The organism is Pseudalkalibacillus sp. NRS-1564 (assembly GCF_050467905.1).
Classification (GTDB): Bacteria; Bacillota; Bacilli; order Bacillales; family Guptibacillaceae; genus Guptibacillus; species Guptibacillus hwajinpoensis_B.
The window spans coordinates 67,413-91,226 of sequence record NZ_JBITPM010000026.1; the positions used below are offsets into that span (position 1 = coordinate 67,413).

23 protein-coding genes, 1 tRNA gene and 1 other RNA gene are annotated in these 23,814 nt (G+C 41.6%); 4 read left to right on the forward strand and 21 right to left on the reverse strand.

Annotated features, from left to right (window positions below; all coding sequences use genetic code 11):
- Nucleotides 1–2 precede the first annotated feature (2 nt).
- The gene (locus ACIFPW_RS13210; RefSeq protein WP_430244882.1) at nucleotides 3–488 is read left to right on the forward strand and encodes a DUF4188 domain-containing protein; all 486 of its coding nucleotides are present in this window, start codon (nucleotides 3–5) and stop codon (nucleotides 486–488) included.
- A gap of 85 nt (nucleotides 489–573) precedes the next feature.
- Here the strand turns inward: ACIFPW_RS13210 and ssrA are convergent.
- From ssrA to rpoN, 13 genes are all read right to left on the reverse strand, one after another.
- Nucleotides 574–932, reverse strand: a transfer-messenger RNA (tmRNA) gene (gene ssrA / locus ACIFPW_RS13215).
- Nucleotides 933–1,032: 100 nt separating this feature from the next.
- Complete coding sequence (gene smpB / locus ACIFPW_RS13220; RefSeq protein WP_194218797.1) at nucleotides 1,033–1,500, reverse strand: SsrA-binding protein SmpB; 468 nt, start codon at nucleotides 1,498–1,500, stop codon at nucleotides 1,033–1,035.
- 98 nt (nucleotides 1,501–1,598) lie between these two features.
- Entirely contained in the window at nucleotides 1,599–3,926 is a 2,328-nt protein-coding gene (rnr, locus tag ACIFPW_RS13225; protein WP_430244884.1) for a ribonuclease R, read from the reverse strand.
- A 38-nt stretch (nucleotides 3,927–3,964) separates the two neighbouring features.
- On the reverse strand, nucleotides 3,965–4,711 hold the full coding sequence (locus ACIFPW_RS13230) for an alpha/beta hydrolase (protein WP_430244886.1): 747 nt from the start codon (nucleotides 4,709–4,711) through the stop codon (nucleotides 3,965–3,967).
- 362 nt (nucleotides 4,712–5,073) lie between these two features.
- A complete protein-coding gene (gene secG / locus ACIFPW_RS13235) occupies nucleotides 5,074–5,304 on the reverse strand; it encodes a preprotein translocase subunit SecG (RefSeq protein WP_098445013.1) in 231 nt (76 codons plus the stop codon).
- A gap of 299 nt (nucleotides 5,305–5,603) precedes the next feature.
- Nucleotides 5,604–6,893 carry a phosphopyruvate hydratase gene (gene eno, locus ACIFPW_RS13240; protein WP_224882172.1) on the reverse strand — a complete coding sequence of 430 codons (1,290 nt, stop codon included), beginning with the start codon at nucleotides 6,891–6,893 and terminating at the stop codon, nucleotides 5,604–5,606.
- Nucleotides 6,894–6,919: 26 nt separating this feature from the next.
- Nucleotides 6,920–8,452 (reverse strand): 2,3-bisphosphoglycerate-independent phosphoglycerate mutase, encoded by a 1,533-nt coding sequence (gene gpmI / locus ACIFPW_RS13245; RefSeq protein ID WP_194218793.1) that lies wholly within the window; start codon nucleotides 8,450–8,452, stop codon nucleotides 6,920–6,922.
- Nucleotides 8,445–9,206 (reverse strand): triose-phosphate isomerase, encoded by a 762-nt coding sequence (gene tpiA, locus ACIFPW_RS13250; RefSeq protein WP_194218792.1) that lies wholly within the window; start codon nucleotides 9,204–9,206, stop codon nucleotides 8,445–8,447. The genes gpmI and tpiA overlap by 8 nt, the downstream gene beginning before the upstream one ends.
- 41 nt (nucleotides 9,207–9,247) lie before the next feature.
- The gene (locus ACIFPW_RS13255; RefSeq protein ID WP_430244889.1) at nucleotides 9,248–10,432 is read right to left on the reverse strand and encodes a phosphoglycerate kinase; all 1,185 of its coding nucleotides are present in this window, start codon (nucleotides 10,430–10,432) and stop codon (nucleotides 9,248–9,250) included.
- 133 nt (nucleotides 10,433–10,565) lie between these two features.
- Nucleotides 10,566–11,573 (reverse strand): type I glyceraldehyde-3-phosphate dehydrogenase, encoded by a 1,008-nt coding sequence (gene gap / locus ACIFPW_RS13260; RefSeq protein ID WP_404683297.1) that lies wholly within the window; start codon nucleotides 11,571–11,573, stop codon nucleotides 10,566–10,568.
- A gap of 47 nt (nucleotides 11,574–11,620) precedes the next feature.
- Entirely contained in the window at nucleotides 11,621–12,652 is a 1,032-nt protein-coding gene (locus ACIFPW_RS13265) for a sugar-binding transcriptional regulator (RefSeq protein ID WP_430244892.1), read from the reverse strand.
- A gap of 149 nt (nucleotides 12,653–12,801) precedes the next feature.
- Nucleotides 12,802–13,038: a glutaredoxin family protein gene (locus tag ACIFPW_RS13270; protein ID WP_430244894.1), complete on the reverse strand. Its 237-nt coding sequence runs from the start codon at nucleotides 13,036–13,038 to the stop codon at nucleotides 12,802–12,804.
- Between the two features lie 81 nt (nucleotides 13,039–13,119).
- Nucleotides 13,120–14,415: an RNA polymerase factor sigma-54 gene (gene rpoN / locus ACIFPW_RS13275; RefSeq protein WP_430244896.1), complete on the reverse strand. Its 1,296-nt coding sequence runs from the start codon at nucleotides 14,413–14,415 to the stop codon at nucleotides 13,120–13,122.
- Nucleotides 14,416–14,607: 192 nt separating this feature from the next.
- Here rpoN and ACIFPW_RS13280 point away from each other — a divergent pair, with 192 nt between their 5' ends.
- On the forward strand, nucleotides 14,608–14,889 hold the full coding sequence (locus ACIFPW_RS13280) for a hypothetical protein (RefSeq protein WP_283153603.1): 282 nt from the start codon (nucleotides 14,608–14,610) through the stop codon (nucleotides 14,887–14,889).
- Nucleotides 14,890–15,050: 161 nt separating this feature from the next.
- Here the strand turns inward: ACIFPW_RS13280 and ACIFPW_RS13285 are convergent.
- Nucleotides 15,051–15,129: transfer RNA gene (locus ACIFPW_RS13285), tRNA-Arg, on the reverse strand.
- A 302-nt stretch (nucleotides 15,130–15,431) separates the two neighbouring features.
- Between ACIFPW_RS13285 and ACIFPW_RS13290 the strand changes: the two genes are divergently transcribed.
- Nucleotides 15,432–15,824, forward strand: coding sequence for a hypothetical protein (locus ACIFPW_RS13290; RefSeq protein WP_430244898.1), 393 nt, complete (start codon nucleotides 15,432–15,434; stop codon nucleotides 15,822–15,824).
- Between the two features lie 159 nt (nucleotides 15,825–15,983).
- Nucleotides 15,984–16,568: an ATP-dependent Clp endopeptidase proteolytic subunit ClpP gene (gene clpP / locus ACIFPW_RS13295; protein WP_098445023.1), complete on the forward strand. Its 585-nt coding sequence runs from the start codon at nucleotides 15,984–15,986 to the stop codon at nucleotides 16,566–16,568.
- 206 nt (nucleotides 16,569–16,774) lie between these two features.
- Here clpP and ACIFPW_RS13300 read toward each other — a convergent pair whose 3' ends face one another.
- The 7 genes from ACIFPW_RS13300 to ACIFPW_RS13330 all read right to left on the reverse strand — a co-directional run bounded on the left by ACIFPW_RS13300 (nucleotide 16,775) and on the right by ACIFPW_RS13330 (nucleotide 23,743).
- Nucleotides 16,775–17,029 carry an HPr family phosphocarrier protein gene (locus tag ACIFPW_RS13300; RefSeq protein WP_430244900.1) on the reverse strand — a complete coding sequence of 85 codons (255 nt, stop codon included), beginning with the start codon at nucleotides 17,027–17,029 and terminating at the stop codon, nucleotides 16,775–16,777.
- Nucleotides 17,030–17,351: 322 nt separating this feature from the next.
- Complete coding sequence (gene whiA / locus ACIFPW_RS13305; protein ID WP_194218784.1) at nucleotides 17,352–18,293, reverse strand: DNA-binding protein WhiA; 942 nt, start codon at nucleotides 18,291–18,293, stop codon at nucleotides 17,352–17,354.
- 40 nt (nucleotides 18,294–18,333) lie between these two features.
- The gene (locus tag ACIFPW_RS13310; RefSeq protein ID WP_226615241.1) at nucleotides 18,334–19,302 is read right to left on the reverse strand and encodes a gluconeogenesis factor YvcK family protein; all 969 of its coding nucleotides are present in this window, start codon (nucleotides 19,300–19,302) and stop codon (nucleotides 18,334–18,336) included.
- Nucleotide 19,303: 1 nt separating this feature from the next.
- Nucleotides 19,304–20,194, reverse strand: coding sequence for an RNase adapter RapZ (rapZ, locus tag ACIFPW_RS13315; protein ID WP_430244903.1), 891 nt, complete (start codon nucleotides 20,192–20,194; stop codon nucleotides 19,304–19,306).
- Between the two features lie 45 nt (nucleotides 20,195–20,239).
- Nucleotides 20,240–20,713, reverse strand: a complete 474-nt coding sequence (locus ACIFPW_RS13320; protein WP_303535196.1) for an 8-oxo-dGTP diphosphatase — start codon at nucleotides 20,711–20,713, stop codon at nucleotides 20,240–20,242.
- Nucleotides 20,714–21,081: 368 nt separating this feature from the next.
- Nucleotides 21,082–22,050 (reverse strand): thioredoxin-disulfide reductase, encoded by a 969-nt coding sequence (gene trxB, locus ACIFPW_RS13325; protein WP_303535194.1) that lies wholly within the window; start codon nucleotides 22,048–22,050, stop codon nucleotides 21,082–21,084.
- Between the two features lie 112 nt (nucleotides 22,051–22,162).
- On the reverse strand, nucleotides 22,163–23,743 hold the full coding sequence (locus ACIFPW_RS13330) for a tetratricopeptide repeat protein (protein ID WP_430244906.1): 1,581 nt from the start codon (nucleotides 23,741–23,743) through the stop codon (nucleotides 22,163–22,165).
- Nucleotides 23,744–23,814 lie beyond the last annotated feature (71 nt).

A 23,814-nucleotide genomic window follows, 5' to 3' on the forward strand; every position in this document is an offset into this window, starting at 1 on the left:
AGATGGCAAATCAGGTCTTTAGCGGGCGCTACACGGTGGATAAAGGACAGGACGTTGTAGTATTTCTCATTGGCATGCGAATCAATCAGTGGTGGGCTGTGCATAAATGGCTTCCAGTCTTTCTTGCGATGCCTGGCATGATTCGTGAACTTAGCACCAATAAACAGTTAGGGTGCCTTTCTATGGAAAACTTCTTTAGTTTTCGTACAACGCTACTTCTTCAATACTGGCGCTCATCTGATGACCTACGCCATTATGCGCATGGTCAAGCTCATTTAAAAGCATGGAAAAACTTCAATCAAAAGATCGGAAATAACCGTGCTGTCGGTATTTATCATGAAACATACGTCCTTCCGAGCTCTCACTATGAAACCCTTTATGGAAATATGCCTTCTTTTGGATTAGGTAAAGCACTCGGCCATGTTGCGGTCACCCCTCAAGCTGATTCTTTTACTAAACGTTTCCAGGGGAAACAAATTAGTCACTAAAAAAAGCGGAGAACGTGAAAGTTCACATTCTCCGCTTTTTTAGTGAAGTGATTTTTTGCAAATAAAAAACCACCAAATATGTATTTGGTGGAGACGGTGGGAGTCGAACCCACGTCCAGAGATATCGGCACTTAAGCTTCTACGAGTGTAGTCGTTATATTAGTGTTTCACTACAATTCTGCCCAACGACAGGCGTCCTTGTAGCTAGTCTGGTTAATCTCTTCCAACTTTCCTCAGACGGTGGATTGTTGGCGTATCCCACTTAAGTTGAGTCCCTTACCCTACCACATGGGCGATGGAGGGAGGAACCGCAAAACAGCTTACGCTGCTAGTGCGAAGTTGTTGTTTTCTTTGCCAGTTATAGGCATGGCGTTTTTAACGTAGCTCGCCAACTCGACTCGCGACTTAAGCTCGACCTATCCCTGTCGAATCCGTAACGTCCCCATATAAGAAATGAGAACCGAAAACGGGAAAGCACTTAAGCTTCATATGTTGTTTCGGTAATAGTTAGTATAACACAGATCAGCTTCCAATCAAATGGAAACTATATCCGCTGACGCTCTTTCAACGCTTTATCCACTTCACGCTTCATCGTTTTATCTTTCAGATCTTGGCGCTTATCGTACTTTTTCTTACCTTTGGCAAGACCTAGAAGTACTTTCGCATAACCATTCTTAATATATACTTTAAGTGGAATAATTGTATAGCCCTGTTCTTTCGTTAAGCCAAGGAGCTTATCAATCTCTTTCCTTTTCATCAATAGCTTACGAGTACGGGTTGGATCGTGATTAAAACGATTTCCCTGCTCATATTCATTGACGTGCATATTGATAAGAAAAATTTCGCCTTTACGAATAATGGCGTGAGAGTCTTTCAGGTTTACGCGTCTTGCCCTGATGGATTTAATTTCAGTTCCTTGTAGAACTAGACCTGCTTCATATGTTTCAATAACAGAATAATCGTGTCTTGCTTTCTTATTTTGTGCAATGAGTCCACCATCACCTTTTGGCATGACCGTCCCCCCTCTCAAACGTCGAATTCCAGTATATCAATTTGGTCAGAATAAGTCAAGATGACTTACTCCGACCGACATGATTGAAATATCCCTAGTTAAGCATTATTATTTCGACGTTTTTTCTTTTTGTTTTTTGCTTTCTTTTTCGTTCCCTGACCATCTTTAGGTGGAGAGAACTTTCTTTTTTTCTGTCCTGCATCAGTTGTTTTATTCGATGACTTCCCACGTTTTTTACGCTTTCCGCCTTCAATAACTTTAGGACTTTCTCTACGACGACGTTCTTTCGGTGGCTTCATGCCAACAATTTCGAAGTCGATCGCTCGTTCGTCAATGTTAACATTTAAGACGCGAATGGCGATTTCGTCACCGATGCGGTATACGTTACCGGTACGTTCGCCGATCATCGCATAAGCACCTTCGTCATAATGGTAATAGTCATCGGTTAAATAGCTAACGTGGACAAGCCCTTCGATCGTATTTGGCAATTCAACAAATAAGCCAAAGTTTGTTACGCCGCTAATCACGCCTTCGAACTCTTCCCCAATTTTATCTTTCATAAACTCAGCTTTTTTCAGATCATCGGTTTCACGTTCAGCGTCAACTGCACGTCGTTCCATCGCTGAAGCGTGCTGAGCGATTTCACCAAGCGCTTCGCCCCACTTAGAAGTTGTCTGATTGTCGACTTTTTTCTCAAACAGGTACGTACGAATTAAACGATGCACAATTAAGTCAGGATAACGACGAATTGGCGATGTGAAATGCGTATAGAAATCTGTCGATAAACCGAAGTGGCCGAGACTTTCAGGGAAGTATTTCGCCTGTTGCATAGAGCGAAGCATAACCTTACTGATGACCGCTTCTTCTGGCTCACCTTTCACTTCTTCTAAAAGCTTTTGAAGCGCACGCGGGTGCACCGTGTTAGCATTACCTCGTACGACATAACCGAAGTTTGTAATAAACTCAAAGAATGTATTGAGTTTGTCTGAATCCGGATCTTCGTGAATACGGTACATAAACGGAACTTCCATGAAGTGGAAATGTTGTGCAACTGTTTCGTTCGCTACAAGCATAAATTCTTCAATTAAGCGTTCAGCTACCGAGCGTTCTCGTTGAACAATCTCCTGTGGTGCCCCTTCTTCATCTACAAGAACTTTCGCTTCCGCAAAATCAAAATCAATAGCCCCTCGTTCAAAGCGACCTTTTCTTAAGATTTCAGCTAGTTCTCCCATGCCATCGAAGAATGGAACTAGAGATTTATAGCGCTCAAGTACTTCATCGTCTTCACGTTTAAGAATTTTACGTACATCCGTATATGTCATTCGCTCATTTGTACGAATAACGCTTGGGAAAATTTCATGATTCACAACTTCACCCTGCGTTGTAATTTCCATTTCACACGAAATCGTTAAACGATCCACTTGAGGATTTAAACTACAAATACCGTTTGATAATCGGTGGGGAATCATCGGGATTACACGATCGACAAGATAGACACTTGTACCACGATCAAGCGCTTCTTGATCGATTGGAGAGTTCTCAGTGACATAATACGTGACGTCTGCAATATGAACACCTAATTTATAGTTCCCGTTTGGAAGTTTAACAACGTTAACCGCATCATCAAGGTCTTTTGCATCAGCACCATCAATCGTGACAATCGTTTCTTCACGCAAATCACGTCTACCTTCAATTTCCTTCTCATCAATTTGATCAGGCGTGTCATTGGCCTGTTTCATCGTTGCATCCGGAAATTCACCTGGTAATTCATGTTTATAAATAATGGAAAGAATATCTACTCCAGGATCATTCTTGTGTCCTAGTATTTCTGTAATTCGTCCTTCAGCACTCATACGTCCTTCAGGATACTTCGTAATTTCAACAACGACTTTGTGGCCGTCAACCGCACCACCAGTAGACCCTTTTGGAATAAAAATGTCATGTGGGATTCGTTTATCATCCGCAATCACAAAACCAAAATGCTTGCTGTCAGAGTATGTACCAACTGTGCGCTTAACACCACGCTCAATGATACGAATAACGGTCCCCTCTGGACGTGTCCCTGATGATTTTTGATGTAGTCGTGCGATGACACGGTCTCCATTCATCGCTCCCTCAAGGTCACTCTGGTTAATATAAACATCCTTCTCGCCAGTGTCGCTATCTGAAATCAGGAATGCAAAGCCTTTTGCATGAACCTGTAGCTTTCCTCTTACAAGATTCATTTTCTCAGGAATGCCATAGCGGTTACTTCTTGTTCTTACAATTAAACCTTCTTCTTCCATCCCGTTTAGGGTTTTCACAAACTCCTTAAACTCACTGGAATCTTTCACTCCAAAAACTTCTTCAAGTTCTTGTACAGTTAGTGGTTTATATGCTTCCTCTTTCATGAAGCTCAATATTCTCTGTTCATGTTCTTCTGCCATTGTCTTCCACCTTCTTTCTAGTAAAATATATCCGTAGATTATTCAGACCAATCAAGTCCATCAAGAAATGCGTGCACGTCCTTATGAAGTTCCTCTTTCTCTTTTCCAAGCGTAATGGCGTGTGTTGAATTCTCATACCATTTTAAACTCTTCTCATCTGATTCTACATGATCATGAATAACATTCGCACTTTCCGTATTAATCATCTCATCGTGTCTTGCCTGAGCGACAAATGTCGGAGCATAAATCATATCAATGTTATCACGCACATCATAGATCAGGTCTCGAAGTTCTCCGAGCGTGTTCATTGGGGTTTCTTTGAACGCTTCCATTTCTTCTTCAATTTGTTCAGGAGACTTCCGTTCAAATTTCTTATATTCTCTTGCGTAAGAAAGAACACCCTGATACATCGTTTCTTCATCCTTCATATCCATTGGGGCGCACATGGGTACGATTCCCTTTACAGGAACAGTATAACCGAGCTTTAAAGAAAATACGCCTCCAAGCGATAATCCCACAACAGCTATTTCCTCATGCCCCATGCTTTTAAGCAATTCATACCCCTCTTTGACGTTTTTCCACCAGTCTTGAGGACCTGTATGTACTAACTCTTCTGGGGGAACGCCATGTCCTTCATATTGTGGGGCATGACACGTATACCCCTGTTCCTGCAAATAACGTCCCATCATTCGGACATCTGCTGTATTACCAGTAAAGCCATGCAACATTAGTACCGCGCGATTACCTCCTTCAAATGTAAATAGCTTGGGTGCTACTACTTTCATGATGTGATCCTCCTCTAAATAATCCAGTCCTACTCATTAGTTTGACCTTCAAAAAACGATTTATCCTGTCTATTGAAGTCCTTATATGCATTTTAATGGTTTCCGTCCTCAGTAAAAAGGAATGTGTTCTTCTAGCTTATTTCCCTGTTTCATTCGACAAAAAACTTGCTTTTCTTTCTTCTTTAAAAAAGCACAAGCGCCTATTTCACACGCGACATGCTTAATACGAGCCTCAATGTAGCGCTTTTTGCCACAATGGAGCTTGGCGGCGCCAGATTTCGACTTCACTGAATTTGATACTTTCATTTCCTCCAATGAAAAAAGCAGCAAGTGGTTCAACACCTGCTGCTTCCTTTATCACATTACACGAGATACGCAACGAGAATTGAAAGAACAAAGAACAATACGGCAAGTACTACCGTTACTTTATTTAAAACCGCTTCAAAGCCGCGGGCCTTTTGCTTTCCGAATAATTGCTCAGCTCCACCTGTAATGGCTCCTGATAACCCGGCGCTTTTACCAGACTGAAGCAATACGACAGTAATAAGTAAGATTGAAACGATAACTAATGCAATTGTAGCTGCAAGATGCATGATTCCACCTCCCGGACTATAGCCTTTCCAATACTATCAATTTACCATAAATTTTTCAGTAAAAGCAATCTATTTCGGTAATACAGGACATTCTCATACCTTCTTAACAATGTGTTAACACTTCTTGAACGGTAACGACTGTTTTTGTAGACGTTGTTCCGATAAGAGTGGTGGCTGATTTGCGTGAAATCTCAACTTCACGCAAATCAGCCAGAAATCAACACTGTTCATTAACATAGGTTAAAAAAGAAAAGAACCCATCAAAAACCCCCGCGTTTTCACGCGGGGGTTTGTTCAACTTACTTCTTATCTAAGTTGTAGAAGCTTTTACGGCCACCGTAGATTGCAAGGTGTTCAAGCTCATCTTCGATACGAAGAAGCTGGTTGTATTTAGCTACGCGGTCCGTACGAGACGGTGCGCCTGTCTTAATTTGTCCAGCGTTAGTCGCAACAGCGATGTCAGCAATTGTTGTATCTTCTGTTTCACCAGAACGGTGAGAGATAACAGCTGTGTATCCAGCGCGCTTCGCCATTTCAACAGCATCAAACGTTTCAGTTAGTGTACCAATTTGGTTCACTTTGATTAGGATAGAGTTACCTACACTGCGCTCGATTCCTTCAGAAAGTTTGTTTGTATTTGTAACGAAAAGATCGTCACCAACAAGTTGAACTTTCTCACCAAGAGCTTGAGTAAGTTTCTCCCAGCCTTCCCAGTCGTTTTCGTCAAGACCATCTTCAATTGAGATGATCGGATATTTTTCACATAGCTGGCTGTAGAATTCGATCATTTCTTCAGATGTCTTCACTACGCCTTCACCAGCAAGGTTGTATTTACCGTCGCTGTAAATTTCAGAAGATGCTACGTCTAGAGCGAGCATTACTTCTTCACCAGGCTTGTAGCCAGCTTTTTCGATTGCTTCGATAATTGTTTGGATCGCTTCTTCGTTTGAACCAAGGTTAGGAGCGAATCCGCCTTCGTCACCTACAGAAGTGTTAAGGCCTTTTTCTTTCAAAACACCTTTAAGGCTGTGGAAAATTTCAGCGCCAGTGCGAAGTGCTTCTTTGAAAGAAGGTGCTCCAACAGGCATAACCATAAATTCTTGAATGTCTACGTTGTTATCAGCGTGCTCTCCACCATTAAGAATGTTCATCATTGGTGTTGGAAGAGTTTTTGCATTGAAACCACCAAGGTAAACGTAAAGTGGAAGTTCAAGCTCTTCAGCAGCTGCACGTGCAACAGCCATAGATACGCCAAGAATAGCGTTAGCACCTAGCTTGCCTTTATTATCAGTACCATCAAGGTCAATCATCATGTGGTCGATTCCAAGTTGGTCATAAACGCTCATTCCTACTAGCTCTGGAGCGATTGTTTCGTTAATGTTAGCTACTGCTTTTTCTACGCCTTTACCAAGGTAGCGATCTTTGTCACCGTCACGAAGTTCAACTGCTTCGTATTCACCAGTGGATGCGCCAGATGGTACCATTGCGCGTGCTTTAACGCCTGCGTCTGTAAATACTTCTACTTCAACTGTTGGATTGCCGCGGGAGTCAAGGACCTCGCGTGCATAAACGTCAGTAATGATTGGCATAACGTGTCATCTCCTTTAAATGTAAGTTATTTAATTAATGATTTCCCTGTCATTTCTTTCGGTTGCTTGCCGCCAAGCAAATCAAGAAGGGTTGGTGAAAGGTCCGCAAGAATTCCGTCTGTACGAAGCTCAGCACCGTCTTTAGTAACAATAACAGGTACAGGATTCGTTGTATGAGCAGTCATCGCATCGCCATCAAGAGTCGTGACTTCATCAGAGTTCCCGTGGTCAGCGGTAATGATCGCATTTCCGCCTTTTTCTAAAATTTTATCAACGATCTTACCAAGACATTCGTCAACAGCTTCAATCGCTTTGACTGTCGGTTCAAGCATTCCGGAATGCCCTACCATGTCAGGGTTAGCAAAGTTCAAGATAATCGCATCGTGCTTATCGGCATCGAGCTCTTTCAGTAACGCGTCCGTTACTTCGTAGGCACTCATCTCCGGCTTCAAGTCATAGGTTGCAACCTTCGGAGAGTCGATAAGAATGCGCTCTTCCCCAGGAAACTCTTCTTCGCGTCCACCGCTAAAGAAGAAAGTAACGTGTGGGTATTTCTCTGTCTCAGCAATACGCAGCTGCTTGTAGTCCTGCTGAGCTAGTACTTCACCAAGCGTGTTATCAAGGTTTGTTGGTTTGAAAGCAACGTCGCCTCCAACTGTTTCACTAAAACGAGTGAGTGAGACAAAGTGAAGATCTTTCGGACGTTCTTCCCCACGATCGAAACCGCGGAAATCATCATTCGTAAAGACTTGTGAAATCTGGATTGCTCGGTCAGGACGGAAGTTAAAGAAGATTACTGCATCCTCATCATCTACCGTCGCAATCGGTGAACCGTCTTCTTCTGTCATAACGGAAGGAAGAACGAATTCATCATAGATTTCATTCTTGTAATTATCATCAATTAACTCATTTGGATCTTTGTAAGAAGGGCCTTCACCGTATGCCAGGGCACGGTAAGACTTCTCTACGCGATCCCAACGCTTGTCGCGGTCCATGGAATAATAACGTCCTGAGAGAGTCGCAAGACGACCTACTCCGACTTCTTCCATTTTTTCCTCTAACTGCTGAATGTAGGTTTTCGCAGATTGTTGGCCAACATCACGACCATCAAGGAAACCGTGAACATAGACATCTTCTAAACCTTGCTTAGCAGCAAGTTCAAGAAGAGCGAAAAGATGTTTAATGTGACTATGAATACCACCGTCAGAAAGAAGTCCGAACAAGTGTAGGCTTGTCCCTTTTTTCTTCGCATGGTCAATAGCCTCTAGAAATGTTTCGTTCTCGAAGAAGTCGCCTTCTTCAATTGCAAGATTTACTCTAGTTAAGCTTTGATAAACAATGCGTCCTGCACCGATATTCAAGTGGCCAACTTCTGAGTTACCCATTTGTCCGTCTGGAAGTCCAACTGCTTTACCACTCGCTTGTAGGGTAGCGTGTGGATATTGGTTCCAGTAACGGTCAAAATTCGGTTTTTTCGCATGAGCTACGGCATTTCCTTTTTCTTCATCTCTAAGGCCGAAACCATCTAAGATGATTAAAGCTTCTGGCTTTTTAGGCATTCTGACCAGCCTCCAAAAGCTGAAGGAAAGATTTCGCATCAAGACTCGCGCCGCCGACTAAAGCTCCATCTATGTCGGATTTACCCATAAGCTCGTCAATGTTACCAGGTTTCACACTGCCGCCATATTGGATACGGACCGCATTAGCTGTTTCGTCAGACGTTTCGTCTTTAAGGACGCCGCGGATAAATGCACATACATCATTTGCTTGATCGCTTGTTGCTGTTTTGCCAGTTCCAATTGCCCAGATCGGCTCATATGCGATGACAGATTGAGCTACCTGTTCATTTGTAAGACCAGCGATTGCCTTTTGAACTTGTCCTTTAACGACATCTTCTGTTACGTTGCTTTCACGCTGTTCAAGCGTTTCACCAACACAGATGATCGGTGTTAGGTTATGTTTAAACGCTGAATGAGTTTTCTGGTTAACGATTTCGTCCGTTTCACCAAATAGCTCACGGCGTTCAGAGTGACCAAGAATAACATAGCCTACTCCAAGATCGTTAAGTGCGACAGGGCTGATTTCACCTGTAAACGCGCCATTTTCTTCAAAGTGCATGTTTTGAGCACCTACTTGAAGTGCTGTTCCTTCTAGCTCATCCGTTAAATAATCAAGGAAAAGAGCAGGAGCACAGACAACGGAATCTACGCGATCGCCATTAGGAATAAGTCCTTTCACTTCGTCAACAAAGCTTTTTGTTTCCGTAAGTGTTTTGTTCATCTTCCAGTTACCTGCGATGATTGGTTTGCGCATGTTCACTCACCATCCCTTTATAAATTTAAGTCATAAGTATTTTATTTGTCGTTAAGTGCGACAACGCCAGGAAGTTCTTTACCTTCCATAAACTCAAGTGAAGCACCGCCACCAGTAGAGATATGGCTCATTTGATCAGCATAGCCGAATTTCTCAACCGCTGCTGCAGAGTCACCGCCACCAATAACAGAATAGGTATCATTTGCATTAGCAAGTGCTTCTGCTACTGCTTTTGTTCCATTAGCGTAAACATCTAGTTCGAATACACCCATAGGGCCGTTCCAGATAACTAGCTTGGAATCAACAACAACTTTGCTGTACGTTTCTCTTGTTTTTGGTCCAATATCAAGCGCTTCCCAGTCAGAAGGAATGTCTTCGATGCTTACAATTTTCGTGTTTGCATCATTTGAGAAATCGTCGCCAATAACAACGTCTTCTGGCATATAGAAATTAACGCCTTTTTCTTTCGCTTTATCCATGAATGTTTTCGCAAGCTCAATTTTGTCTTCTTCAAGAAGAGAAAGACCGATTTCATGGCCAAGCGCTTTTACGAATGTATAAGCAAGTCCACCACCGATGATCAAGTTGTCCACTTTATCTAGTAGATGATCAATCACACCGATTTTGTCTTTTACTTTCGCTCCACCGATAATTGCAGTAAATGGACGAGAAGGCTCAGTTAGCGCGCTTCCGAGAACTTCAAGTTCTTTTTCCATAAGAAAACCAGCTACAGCAGGAATATGATGAGCGATGCCTTCTGTTGAAGCGTGAGCACGGTGTGCAGCTCCAAAAGCATCATTTACGTAAAGATCTGCCATTGCAGCAAATTTCTTCGCAAGTTCTTCATCATTCTTCTCTTCTCCAGCTTCAAAACGAACATTCTCAATAAGAAGAAGGTCGCCATCTTCAAGACCTGCAATCGCACGGTCTACTTCTTCACCATAGACTGCATCAGTTTTTGTTACTGTTTTGCCAATGAGGTCGCTTAAACGGTCTGCAACCGGATCAAGACGTAACTCATCAACAGCTTCACCTTTAGGACGACCAAGATGGCTCGCAAGGATGACTTTTGCTCCTTGATCAGCCAAATGCTGAATCGTTGGAAGTGCTGCTTTAATGCGCGTTTCATCTGTTACCTTTCCGTTATCCATAGGTACATTGAAATCAACGCGACAAAATACCTTTTTGCCTTTTAACTCGACATCACGAATTGACTTTTTGTTCATCACGCATGTCCTCCTCTGCATAAAGTTTTAAAAGGTCGTTTATACCACCTTTTAAATATAGCTATATCGTTAGTAATGACAATGGAAAAGGAGGAAGGCTCAAGACTTCCTCCTCCTCTATTAACAATTCTTATTATAGCCCTTTTGCAGCGATGTAGTCGACTAGATCTACTACACGGTTAGAATAGCCCCACTCGTTGTCGTACCAAGAGATAACTTTAACCATGTTTCCATCGATACCCATTGTAGAAAGACCATCTACGATTGAAGAGTTCGGGTTACCGTTGTAGTCTTTTGATACTAGTGGCTCGTCGCTATAACCAAGGTATCCTTTAAGGTCGCCTTCAGCAGCTTCTTTAAGAGCAGCGTTTACTTCGTCAACTGAAACGTCTTGATCAAGTTCAGCTACAAGGTCAACGATTGATACGTTAGGTGTAGGTACGCGCATAGCCATACCATTCAACTTACCATCAAGCTCTGGAAGTACAAGAGATACTGCTTTAGCAGCGCCTGTAGATGTTGGGATGATATTTTCAGCTGCCGCACGAGCACGACGGTAGTCTTTATGTGGAAGATCAAGAATTTGCTGATCGTTTGTATAAGAGTGAGTTGTAGTCATTAGACCACGCTTAATACCGAACTTGTCGTTCAATACTTTAGCAACTGGTGCAAGACAGTTTGTCGTACAAGATGCGTTTGAGATTACGTGGTGGCTAGCTGCATCGTACTTGTCTTCGTTAACACCTAGAACAACTGTAATATCTTCGTCTTTAGCTGGTGCGGAGATGACAACTTTCTTAGCGCCTGCTTCAAGGTGCTTCGCAGCATCGTCACGGTTTGTGAAACGTCCAGTGGATTCGATTACCACTTCAACACCAAGATCTCCCCATCCAAGTTGTGCTGGGTCGCGCTCAGAAAGAACAGTGATTTCAGTTCCGTTAACTACAAGGTTCTCGCCGTTAACTTCTACTTCAACATTAAGTTCTCCATGTACGGAATCGTATTTTAGAAGGTGTGCAAGCATGTTTGCATCTGTAAGATCGTTTACAGCTACAATATCAACACCAGGGTTGTTTAATGCTGCACGGAATACGTTACGTCCAATACGTCCAAAACCGTTAATACCTACTTTTGTTGCCATTGTGTAGTTCCTCCTTGAATTTCCTCGTTTCCCGAGGTGTGGTTTATTTAATAAAGGGAATCTCCCTCTAATAACGCTTTAGCGGCGCCTTCATCAGTCACAAGGATACTTTGAATCCCCGTCTTAAGATAGGCTTCGATGGCTTTTGCTTTCGAACGGCCGCCGGCTACTGCAATGACTAGTTCACTTCGCTCTAAATCTTCGAGCTGCAGTCCGATCGTTTTCACTTTATGAACGACTTCACCAGACTGATTGAAGTAATACCCGAACGCTTCAGCGACAGCATCCTCACGCTCAATCTTATTAATAACATCAAGCGTGGATTTACGCCTTTGCGCCATCGTTCTAGCTTCCCCAATCCCATGAACCACAATACCGGCAGACTTGATAATCTCAAGGATATCTTTCACGCCAGGCTCTTCAATAAGGGATTGGTATGCTTCTTCGCTCAATTGATCTGGAACATGAAGCAAACGGTAGTCAGTATGGGCTTTTCTTGCCATTTTCGCACAAATTGTGTTGGCCTGATTTTCAACCTGTTCTCCTAGGCCCCCTCGAGCCGGAACAAACAGCGTCCCTTCCATATCTGAGGAAGGAATCATCATATCAGCCACACCTGCGAGCGTGGTACCGCCTGTTACAGCAATCACTCTATCTTTTAGCTGAAACTTTTTCAAGCGTCCCACAGCGGCTCTGCCCATTTCTTTCTTTACCCAGGGGGTCACATCACTATCACCAGGGACAATAAATACTTCCGGAATGCCAAGTTTATCTTTCAAGCGTTTCTCGAGATTATCGAGCCCGGAAACTTCATCCATAACCGGTTCAAGCTCAAGAAGTAGCTGTTCGCCTTCCTCCGTCAGTTGCATACCTTGTACAGACATATGTAGGAGCCCCTGATCTTTAAAGAAAGTGACTTCGCTTCTGAGAACTCGTTCGGTTATACCCAGACTGTTCGCAAGACTTCTACGGCCAATTGGCTGCATTAGCCTCAACTGTCTTAATACCCGATAGCGCTTATTCATAACATCTAACATGTCCGGCAATAATTTTTGTTGAAGTGACAATAATGAGCGCATAATTCGTCTCCCCTGCTGTTCTTCTTTTCCTCGAGACGTATTATGTCCCGCTTAGACATTTTTAGTCCCACCTGGATCAAAAAGAACTTCTTACAATTTTCATTGTAGCAGTTGCCAAAAGTATGGGCAACTATGTTATACTGAAATTTTTAAAGTAAGCGTTTTCTTATCGATTTTTTTGAAATTCGACCATAATCCACTACTTCCTCATCGATTTCAACGACGGGGATCATCAGCATAAACTTTTCTAACAGTGCCTCATCCTTATAAATATCAACTATCTGAAGAGAGAACATTTCCTCTTCCTGAAGCTCAAGAAGTAGTTCATATGCTTCATCACAAAGTGGGCATGTCTCTTTCGAATATAAAATAACCGATTTTTCCACACGTTAAACCTCCCTTCATTACTTTACTAGTTTACTCAGACAGCCTTTCGAACGCAAAAAAAAAAGCGACTAGTGTAGCCGCTACGAAAATCGTTTTCGTTTCGATGAGCTTAAGATCTTTAACTCATCTCGATACTTTGCAATCGTACGCCTCGATACTTCAATCCCTTTCTGGATATGAAGAGCTTCTACAATCTTTTGATCTGATAATGGTTTCATCTTATTCTCATTCTCCACAAGTTCCTTAATGAATAGCTTTACACTAGAGGAAGAAGCAGCTTCTCCAGACTCACTAGACAGCTTGGAAGTAAATAAGTCCTTTAAGGCGAAAAGACCATGTGGCGTTTGAACGTATTTGCTTTTAATCGCTCGACTTACCGTGGACTCGTGGACATCTGCTTCCATCGCTACTTCCCTCAAGGTTATTGGAGAAAGCTCACTAATCCCATTTCTCAAAAAATTTTGTTGGTGAACAATAAAAACGCCCATTATTGCTCGAAGCGTTTGCTTTCTTTGCTCAATACTTTTTAATAACCAGCTGACTTGCTGATATTTATCCTTTAGATACTCTTCCGCTTCGTTATTTTTAAAAGAACGGTAGGCGTTGCTCACTTTCATTGCTGGTAAATCGTCATCAAGTAATGCAATAGAGAATCTACCATTTTTCTCTTCTATCATGACATCTGGAACAATGTAGGATGGTTTATCAATACCCCACTTTGATCCTGGATGAGGATCGAGATCAGCTACTATATCCGCAGCCCGCTGTATCTGCTCCACAGGAACATGAAATTCTCTCGAGAGTTCACGATATTTCTTTTCTGCTAGCGCTTTCAAATGATAGGAAACAAGATCTCGAGCAAGCTCGAAAATTTCTCCCGACTCATTTAACTGTAAAAAGAGACATTCGGAAAGAGAGCGCGCCCCTATACCTGGTGGGTCAAGTAATTGAATCTCTCTAATGGCTTCAGTGATCTCAAAGTGCTCGACATCAAAGTAATTCATTACCTCCGTCTCATTTATTCTTAAGTAACCACTTTCATCAATATTATCAATTAAATAATGCACAACGGCTTCCCTTTTACGTGGAAAGTGTAGACACCTCGCCTGATCGTGTAACTCATCATGCAAACTTTTTCTTGTTTCAGCGTATTCGAGTGGATCTTTTTTAAGCCCCGTATCATAAGAGCGTTTTGAAGAACGAACGCCACCATCCCATGAAGGGGAGTGTAATTCAATTAATGGATTTTCAAGAGCCTGTTCTTTCACGTACTCCAGTAATTCGACCGTAGAATATTGGAGTATAGAAATCGCTTGATGCAACTGGGTTGTCATGACTAATTTCGTTGTCTGTTTTTGTATCAATCCTAATTCCATCGCAATCCCTCCACCTTCATCATACTATATCGCTTCATTTTATGGTATGAAAAAAATGAAAATGACCAGAATTTTCTGTTTTTTAAAAGGGGATTTTGACACCATTTTTAAAGAAAATGATGAAATAGCCCGTCCCTTAGTCAAATTTCTACATAAACTGTCTTATAGAGAGAGAAAAAGGAGGCAAATGCCATGGATTTAGCTGTATATGGAATTGCTTTGCTTCCAGTCATCATTGGAGTTGTACACCTTTTTAAGGTGTTTGGTTTTCCGGTAAGGTTCTTACCGATTCTTTCCATTGGAATCGGAATTGTAATGAGCCACATTTATGTTGAACCGGAAGACTTCAAAAAAGCCTTCTTTATAGGATTATGGCTTGGACTATGCGCTACTGGAATGCACTCAGGCTTCAAACACACGATGAGTGGAGCAATCAGCAAAGGACATGACGATGACAAAGATAAGCCCTGTTAGAAGGTAAGACTGATCGCAAGAAGAGTGGACGAGTTCTACTCTTCTTTTTTTCTGTTCAAAATGAAGGATATTATTCATTCCCTGGATCTAAGCGAACAAAGATGACATTTATCATAAAAAAATCCCCTTCACACTAGCGAAAGGGATTGGAATTATGTAATTGGTGCGCCCGGAGGGATTCGAACCCCCGACTGACGCGGTACCGGAAACCACCGCTCTATCCGACTGAGCTACGGGCGCGCTTCATTAGCGCAAGGATTATTATACGATATGCCCCCTTTTTTTGCAAGGTGAATTTCATAGCTTCCAAGTGACGATCAATGAGTAATCAATAGTGTATAAGAGCATTTTATCTATACCATGTTAATGAACGCTGTTGCTTTTTTGCTCTGGTGAACGGTGAGATATTAACAATATTGGCCAAAGCTATTATCCAAACATTTCATTCATATCATAGAAAAGGTATCGCTTCAGTTCTTGACGTCTCACCTGTCTCATAGTAAAGTTATACCAAACATATGTTCTGTTAGGTGGGGATGATCATGTTCCAATTAAGTAAAGAAGAAACGAAGGCATTAAGAAACTACCTCTTACTTCCTTACCTGAAAAGAGTGCTGGAAATTGACACGAAATGGGTGAACCATTCGAAAATGAAACTTCCGCGCCCTTATCTGGAACTAATTCATGCCGCTATAACGTTAGCCTCCTCTGACTTAAAATGGGCAAAAGCAATGCTTCATGATAGAGGAATCCACGTCTATATAGAAGATACGAAAGAAGATGTTGTGATTTGCAAAGTATATTGTCGAGGTTACAATCAAACATACCGCTATTCTTCCATTCAAATACGTAATCAGGTAGAAAGACGAATTTTAGCCTACTTTTTAGCAGACGATCGATTAAAAAAAAAGGAACATTCGCTCTGTTTAAAATAAAGGGATGCGGGGAAAATGGGTGTATGTGGTTAAAGAAAAATCAAACCCTTTTCATCGATTAAAAAATAGGACAGCACTTTATTTGACCTATATTGACCTTTTAGGTATGATGAACATACAGCAACTACATATTCCACAAATATAAGGGAGGAATTTAAAATGGTTTTAATTCCAACGGTAATTGAACAAACAAACCGCGGTGAGAGAGCGTACGACATTTATTCTCGTCTTCTTAAGGACCGTATTATTATGCTAGGAACAGCAATTGACGACAACGTATCAAACGCAGTCGTTGCACAACTTCTTTTCCTTGCTGCTGAAGACCCAGATAAAGACATCTCACTTTATATCAACAGCCCTGGTGGTTCAATCACTGCAGGTATGGCGATTTACGATACTATGCAATTCATTAAGCCAAAAGTATCAACAATCTGCATCGGTATGGCTGCTTCAATGGGTGCCTTCCTACTTGCTGCTGGTGAACCTGGTAAGCGCTATGCTCTACCAAACAGTGAAGTAATGATTCACCAACCGCTCGGTGGTACTCAAGGTCAGGCTTCTGACATTGAAATTCACGCAAAACGCATCATCCAAATGCGCGAGAAGCTAAACAAAATTCTTTCTGAGCGCACAGGTCAACCACTTGAAACAATCGATCGCGACACAGATCGTGACCGTTTCATGGAAGCGACTGAAGCGAAAGAATACGGCTTGATTGATGAAGTAATGGAAAAGAAAGCATAAGATAGACCCTAAAAAGCCTTTCCCTACATTGTAGGGAAAGGCTTTTTCTTTCTTAGAATAGGCGTTGTTTTTGAACCATCTGCTATTTGAGCAGCCAATGAACCACAATGGATGATCCCACTCTCTATAACTCTATTCTCTTAAGAATGTTTCGCAACGTTAACAATTTAATGCAAAACAAAAACCTGGCACACAGCCAGGTTTTGCTAATCTTTTTGAATAAAATCAATTAATGAAGACATCGCATCTTCTTCATCATTACCATCAACAGTTAAAATAACAGAAGAACCAGTACCAACAGCAAGGCTCATGATGCCCATGATGCTTTTGGCATTAACTTTTTTACCGTCCTTCTCAAGGAAGATATCCGAGTTAAATCGGTTTGCTTCCTGTACAAACAGAGCTGCTGGACGTGCCTGTAATCCTGTATCCAAAGTAACCACAACTTCTTTTTGAATCACTTGTTCATTCCTCCCCTTATTTAAAACAGTCGATCAGAACACCAGAAGCGCTATACCAGTTTCCCTTGCACTCGCCACTTTCAAACTAAAGCTATGATAGCTCATTTTGTGGCCTCTCGATTTTAAATTTACTAAAGTGTTAATTTACCTAAAAAAGTAAGCGCTATCTCGAAAGGTGAAAAATTTAGAAAAACGCTATTTCCAATGCTTTCATTAAGAAAAATAGGGTTTTTCTTTGAAGATTCATGCTATCTATTGTACTGCTAGAAAACAACCTTCCACCATTATAGGTGGAAGCTTTTTTCTAACTTGTCCGAAAGGCTTAGGAGATCGGTTTACCATCACGAAGCTTATCAGCAATCTGGTCAATCTTTCGTAATCTATGATTGATTCCTGATTTACTAATAGCTCCTCCAGTAACCATCTCACCGAGTTCTTTCAGTGTAACATCTTGATGCTTCACGCGAAGTTCAGCGATCTCTCTTAACTTATCAGGAAGAATTTCTAAACCAACTTCCTTTTGGATGAAGCGAATATTCTCAACCTGTCGAAAAGCCGCGCCTACCGTTTTATTCAAATTAGCCGTTTCGCAATTCACGATTCGATTAACAGAATTCCGCATGTCTTTCATAATGCGTACATCCTCAAAATAGAGCAGCGCCTGATGGGCACCGACAACACTTAAGAACTCCGTAATCTTCTCGCCTTCTTTGATATAAACGATATACCCTTTCTTTCGCTCAAGCATTTTCGCATTTAATCCAAATTCATTCATTAAGTTACAAAGCGATTCCGTATGCTCTTCGTACATTGAGAAGATCTCAAGATGATAAGAGGTTTCAGGATGATTGATTGATCCCCCCGCAAGAAATGCTCCTCTTAGATAAGAACGTTTGCAACAAGACTTCTTGGTAAAATCCTTTGAGATTACTCTAGTGAACGTAAAGGCGTTATCCATTATACCGAGATCTTCAAGGAGATCTCTTGCTTTGGCTGAGACACGGACAATGTATACATTGTTTTTCTTCAGCCTCATTTTTTTACGGACAAGTAGTTCAACATCGAAGTTGTATATCCGCTTAATGAGCGTATAAATTCTTCTTGCAATGGCAGCATGTTCAGTCGGAATGTTTAGAATCAGCTGTCTGTTACCAAACGAGATCGATCCATTCATTCGAATAAGTGCTGCTAGTTCTGATCTTGCACAGCAAGGTTTACTTTCTAACTGCGTCAATTCTTTCTTTGTATCAGCAGCAAATGACATTGCCATCCCCCCTTTTTCATGCAGGGGCCCCACTGACCCATCATGATCTTTTATCGTCTAATAAGGATAAAAGAATCGATGATATTTCCTTCGCATCATGGCGTACATATTTCTCATCGTATTGAATAATTTTATCACTGATTACATGAAAACCAAAGCTCTTTAGACGATTTTCGTCATATTGCACAACCTCTGCTCGTTCTTGTGCATAACGTTTTGCATAGAAAGATGGAATCATTTCCTCATTTACAATAATCGTATCCATAAGTTTATAGCCGATGTGATCAATGAGTGCCTGCACGTGGTCACTCGCCGTATAGTTTTCCGTTTCACCTAGCTGAGTCATAACGTTACAAACATACACTTTCCTTGCCTTAGACTGCTGAATTTCCTCAGCAATGCCCGGAACAAGTAAATTCGGTAGAATACTTGTATATAGACTACCTGGCCCAAGAACAATCAAATCAGCTTCACGAATAGCTTGTAGAGATTCGGGGAGCGCTTTGATGCCTGGTGGTGAAAGAAATACCCTCTTAATTGCTTTATTTACCTTTGGAATTTGTGATTCACCTTGAACAAAAGTACCATCACGCATTTCAGCATGTAAAACAATACTTCGATTTGATGCAGGAAGAACTTCGCCACGTACGTTAAGAACGCGGCACATTTCTCTAACTCCTGTTACAAAATCACCAGTAATGTCCGTCATGGCAGCTAGCATTAGGTTGCCAAGGGAATGACCTGATAGCCCATTCCCATTTTTAAACCGATGTTGCATAAGTCCTTCTAACAAAGGTTCAACCTCTGATAGCGCTGTAATAACATTTCGTACATCACCTGGAGGAGGTATATCAAACTCATCACGTAATCGACCTGAACTTCCTCCGTCGTCAGCTACAGTGACAATCGCAGTAATGTCGACAGGAAACTTTTTAAGTCCACGAAGAAGTACCGATAGGCCTGTTCCTCCACCAATGACGACAGCCTTTGGCAGATTAGTGTCATCCATATTATTTATGACCCTTCCCTTTTTCGATATCCCTGTGCGTAATATTCGTGCGATACTCTGTTTCGAAATGGTGACCAATGTGTTCTGCAAATGCAACAGATCGATGCTTTCCACCCGTACATCCAATCCCAATGACGAGCTGGCTCTTCCCTTCTCGTTTATATTGAGGAAGCATATACGCAAGCATATCAATTAATTTAGCTAGAAATGTTTGTGTTTCTTTCCACTTAAATACATAGTTCGCGACTTCTTCTTCCACACCTGTTTTTGGACGCAAATGCTCCACATAGTGTGGGTTTGGTAGAAAACGAATGTCAAAGACTAGATCAGCATCGATCGGAATACCGTATTTAAATCCAAATGACATCACATTGACACCAAAGTTCTCTTTCTCATTGTTCGAGAATCGGTCCATGATTTTTTCTCTTAGCTGAACTGGCTTAATGTCGCTCGTATCAATAATTTGCTGAGAGCGCCCTTTTAGCTCTTCAAGCATTTCTCTTTCTTTCCTAATGCCTTCAAGCGGCAAACCTTCTGGTGCAAGCGGATGAGAACGTCTTGTTTCTTTATAGCGTCTGACAAGTGTTGAGTCCTTTGAATCAAGGAAAAGAATCTCCGCATCAAGACGCTCATGTGAATCGAGGTGATCAACAGCTTCCACGAGATGGTCAAAGAAATCCCCACCACGCAAATCCATCACGAGTGCTACCTTATTTAATTTCCCTTCCGAACCGTCAACCATTTCAACGAACTTCGGTAAGAGCGCGGGTGGCAGATTATCAATACAGAAATAGCCGATATCTTCAAAGCACTGCATTGCCACTGTCTTACCAGCACCACTCATTCCTGTAATAATGACCATATGAATGCGTTTATCAATCGAATCGGTCATTTTCCCCACTCCGTTTCTCAATTTCTCTAATTGTGACACTTCTATTTAAGACGGGTCTAATCGATATGAAAGAAGTTTAAAGTCAGGTGTATAAGTAAATGTACCGTAAATAATGCCGTGACCTTTCATCATATAATCAAGTATATGATAATCACCTGGAGCCATTGGAAGCTCACTAACATCATCTGTATTTACCCAGGAGACTTTTCCTTCATCTGATTTCTCAACTGGCTCGCCATCGTACTCCGTTGCAAGAAACGTAAACATCATCCATTCTGATTTTGTTACTTCATTTTCTTTAATAATGAATGTGAAAATGCCTTTTAGTTTTGGGTTCTTCAAATAGACACCAGTCTCTTCTCGAAACTCTCGGATCACTGAATCACGGATTGATTCTTCCGATTCCATTTTTCCACCTGGTGCAACCCACCATCCGCGTCTTGGCTTTTGTAGTAAAAGTACTCGATCATTTGCTTCGTCATTTAAAATACAGTTTGTTACACGTTGCACAATTGTCACCTCAATTCAATTATCCGATTTTTATATGAAAGCCTTATGTGCTCAGACTTCAAGATTTTCTATACATAGTATACTATGATTGCTTATCATGAACAATGAGATCGGTTTGGAGAAGCTGTTACGAAACGTCTCAACTCCACAAAAAAAAGAGCACGGAGCATATGCCCGTGCCAATGAATGAATCTATTTAAAGGGGGTTAAATCTATTTATAGTGTACCCCATTTGTATTTCACCGCTGTTACAGCAAAATTAAAAGCGAATGACGCGGTGACAGGCACCACCCGATGCTGCTCGAAAGCTGTCGAAATAAGGTTTATGAGGCAAACGTAAAGCCGGGAGTCATGAAATTCCCGGCTTCGTTTTTGTATTAAACTAACGCTTCTTTTCCTGCGTCTTCTAGTGATTCAATGTAGTGCTGAACAGATTGTGCCGCAATACTTCCATCACCAGTAGCTGTTACGATTTGACGAAGCATTTTGTCGCGAATGTCACCAGCTGCATAGATGCCAGGAACCTTCGTCGCCATGTTTTCATCTGTTACGATATAACCTTCTTCATTTGTAATCTCAAGTCCGCTAACGGCCTGATTTAATGGAAGCATACCGATGTAGATAAAGACGCCATCCGCACTGAATTCACGCTCTTCGCCCGTTACAGTGTTCACAAGAAGCGTTTTGCTCACTTTACCATTTTCACCTAGAATTTCTTTGATTGTATGATTCCAAATAAAGTCGATTTTTTCATTATCAAACGCACGTTGCTGAAGAATCTTCTGCGCTCTTAGCTGATCACGTCTGTGTACAATCGTTACTTTAGATGCAAATCGAGTAAGATACACACCTTCCTCAACAGCAGAGTCTCCTCCACCTACAACCACGAGTTCTTTGTTTTTAAAGAAAGCCCCGTCACAAACTGCGCAATAAGATACGCCACGGCCACTATACTCAGCTTCACCAGGTACACCGATTTTCTTGTATTCAGCTCCGCTTGTTACAATAATAGCTTTCGCATGGAATTCTTGATTTCCGGAGACAACTGTTTTGTAATCACCGTTATCTCGTATTTCTTTTACATCACCATATTGATATTGAGCACCAAATTTCTTCGCGTGCTCAAACATTTTCGTAGATAGATCTGGACCAAGAATACTATCAAATCCTGGATAGTTTTCTACATCTTCTGTATTTGCCATTTGTCCGCCCGGAATCCCGCGTTCAATCATAAGAACATCGAGATTAGCACGAGAAGTGTATACAGCTGCAGTCATACCTGCAGGACCGGCACCGACAATAATGACATCATAAATTTTTTCACTCATCTGTTTCACTTCCTTCACGTTTCTATTAGTAATTTAATTATATTCATTATTAAAAAGTAATATTTCTTATTTAGAATCATATCCGATTAGTAGAAAAAAGTCTAATAGGATGCTCAACATACCCCGTTTTCTATAGTAATCGGGTTAACTTTTTACGATAGGCATACACCGTAGACCCAGATACACCGAACGCATTTGCTACGTCGATTTGAGTCACATCCGTTTGGTTAACTTTATGCCACATGTAGAGCATGGCTGCAGCAGTGGCTTTCTGATTCTGAAATGCTTTGCCACTTTCTGAAAGCTTAACATAACAAGGTAACCAGATCATCGCAATTAGCTCATGCAAATCAGAGTCACTGATGTCTGCCTGCTCGAGCTCAGCAATCACACGCATACCTGAAAGAACATGATCAGGGAAGTCTGTCTGTGTGTAAACCATATATTCATCTTTTTCATTTACAATTTGAACTGGTTCATCAGAAAGCGTAAGCGCAATATAAGCTGACAGTTCTTTTACAATAAGGGGCTCATCTTTACGTCTGCAATACGATTGCAGAATTGATGCGCCTTCAGGATCACGTCTTGTATAGAGCAGCATAAGATGCGTCATTCTCGAATAATAATCGTGTTTCGCTTCATGCTCCTCTGCGACCGACATCTGGGATCGATAGCTTAGCCGATTTTTATCAAGCGTCTCTTGCTCTAGTTCAGCAAGATAGCGGCTCGCCATTTCATTAGATGATTCCACTTGCTGCATTTTTTTCCAATTACGTCTCGCAAGATCAGGACGATCGAGGTGAAAAGCAGAGACAGCCAGCCAATGATAGAATGGTGCATCCCATGTGTGTCGTGTTACTTCCGCTTTACGTAGCCAGTGATATGCTAGCTCATGTTGACCAAGGAATCCAAATGTACTCCCTAGCTTATATGAATGATCAGGATGAATCGGATAAACATTCTTCAACCGTTCAAGCATGACATCACGTTTGACATGTTGCCCAAGGAAATCATAGAAAAGCGTGAGATTACAAACCGCATTCAAGTTTCCTTCATTTTTCGTCAGAACATCATCTAGTACTTGAATAGCTTCCTCATATTGCTCGCTATAAAAATAAGCTAGCGCAAGATTGTTATAGGCAGGCCAGAATTCAGAGTAAACCTCCGTCATCCGCTCCAGTAAATCTATGGCATCAAGAAATTGGCCGGATTCAATGGCTTTACGTGCAGCTTCATGTTCTTGAATCAGCTGCTCTTCTTCACCAATCTCCTGAGGTAAATCTTCCGACTGCTCGAATAAAATAAGATCTACGAGCTCTTCTGCGTCTTCAATAAATTCTCCGTCAGGTTCGTGTTCAAGGTATGTTCGCGCATTCTCTTCCGTTTGTTTAAACAGACCCATATGTGCGTAATTGTTCGCAAGAAAAAAGTAGCAATCATAGTATTCAGGATCAAGATCGTCAAGTACAAATTTGAGCCATTCATTTGATGCTTCATATTCGCCTAATTCCGACAGGACCGCTGCAAGTTGACATATATAATCGACTTCTTCGGGGACAAGTTTAACCGCACGTTCAAGATGCTGTTTTGCTTTATCCAAATTCCGTTGCTGATAGGCTCTCATAGCCTTTTTATAAAAATAATCTCCATCCTGAACGAACGGAATCAGTCGGCCTTTCATTTCCGAAGAAGCATGAAGTTCTTTCCTCATGTTTCCCCCCAATAATTTCGCTTCGAATAATTCTATTACCAGTCATATCCGTTCAAAAGTATAACATACAT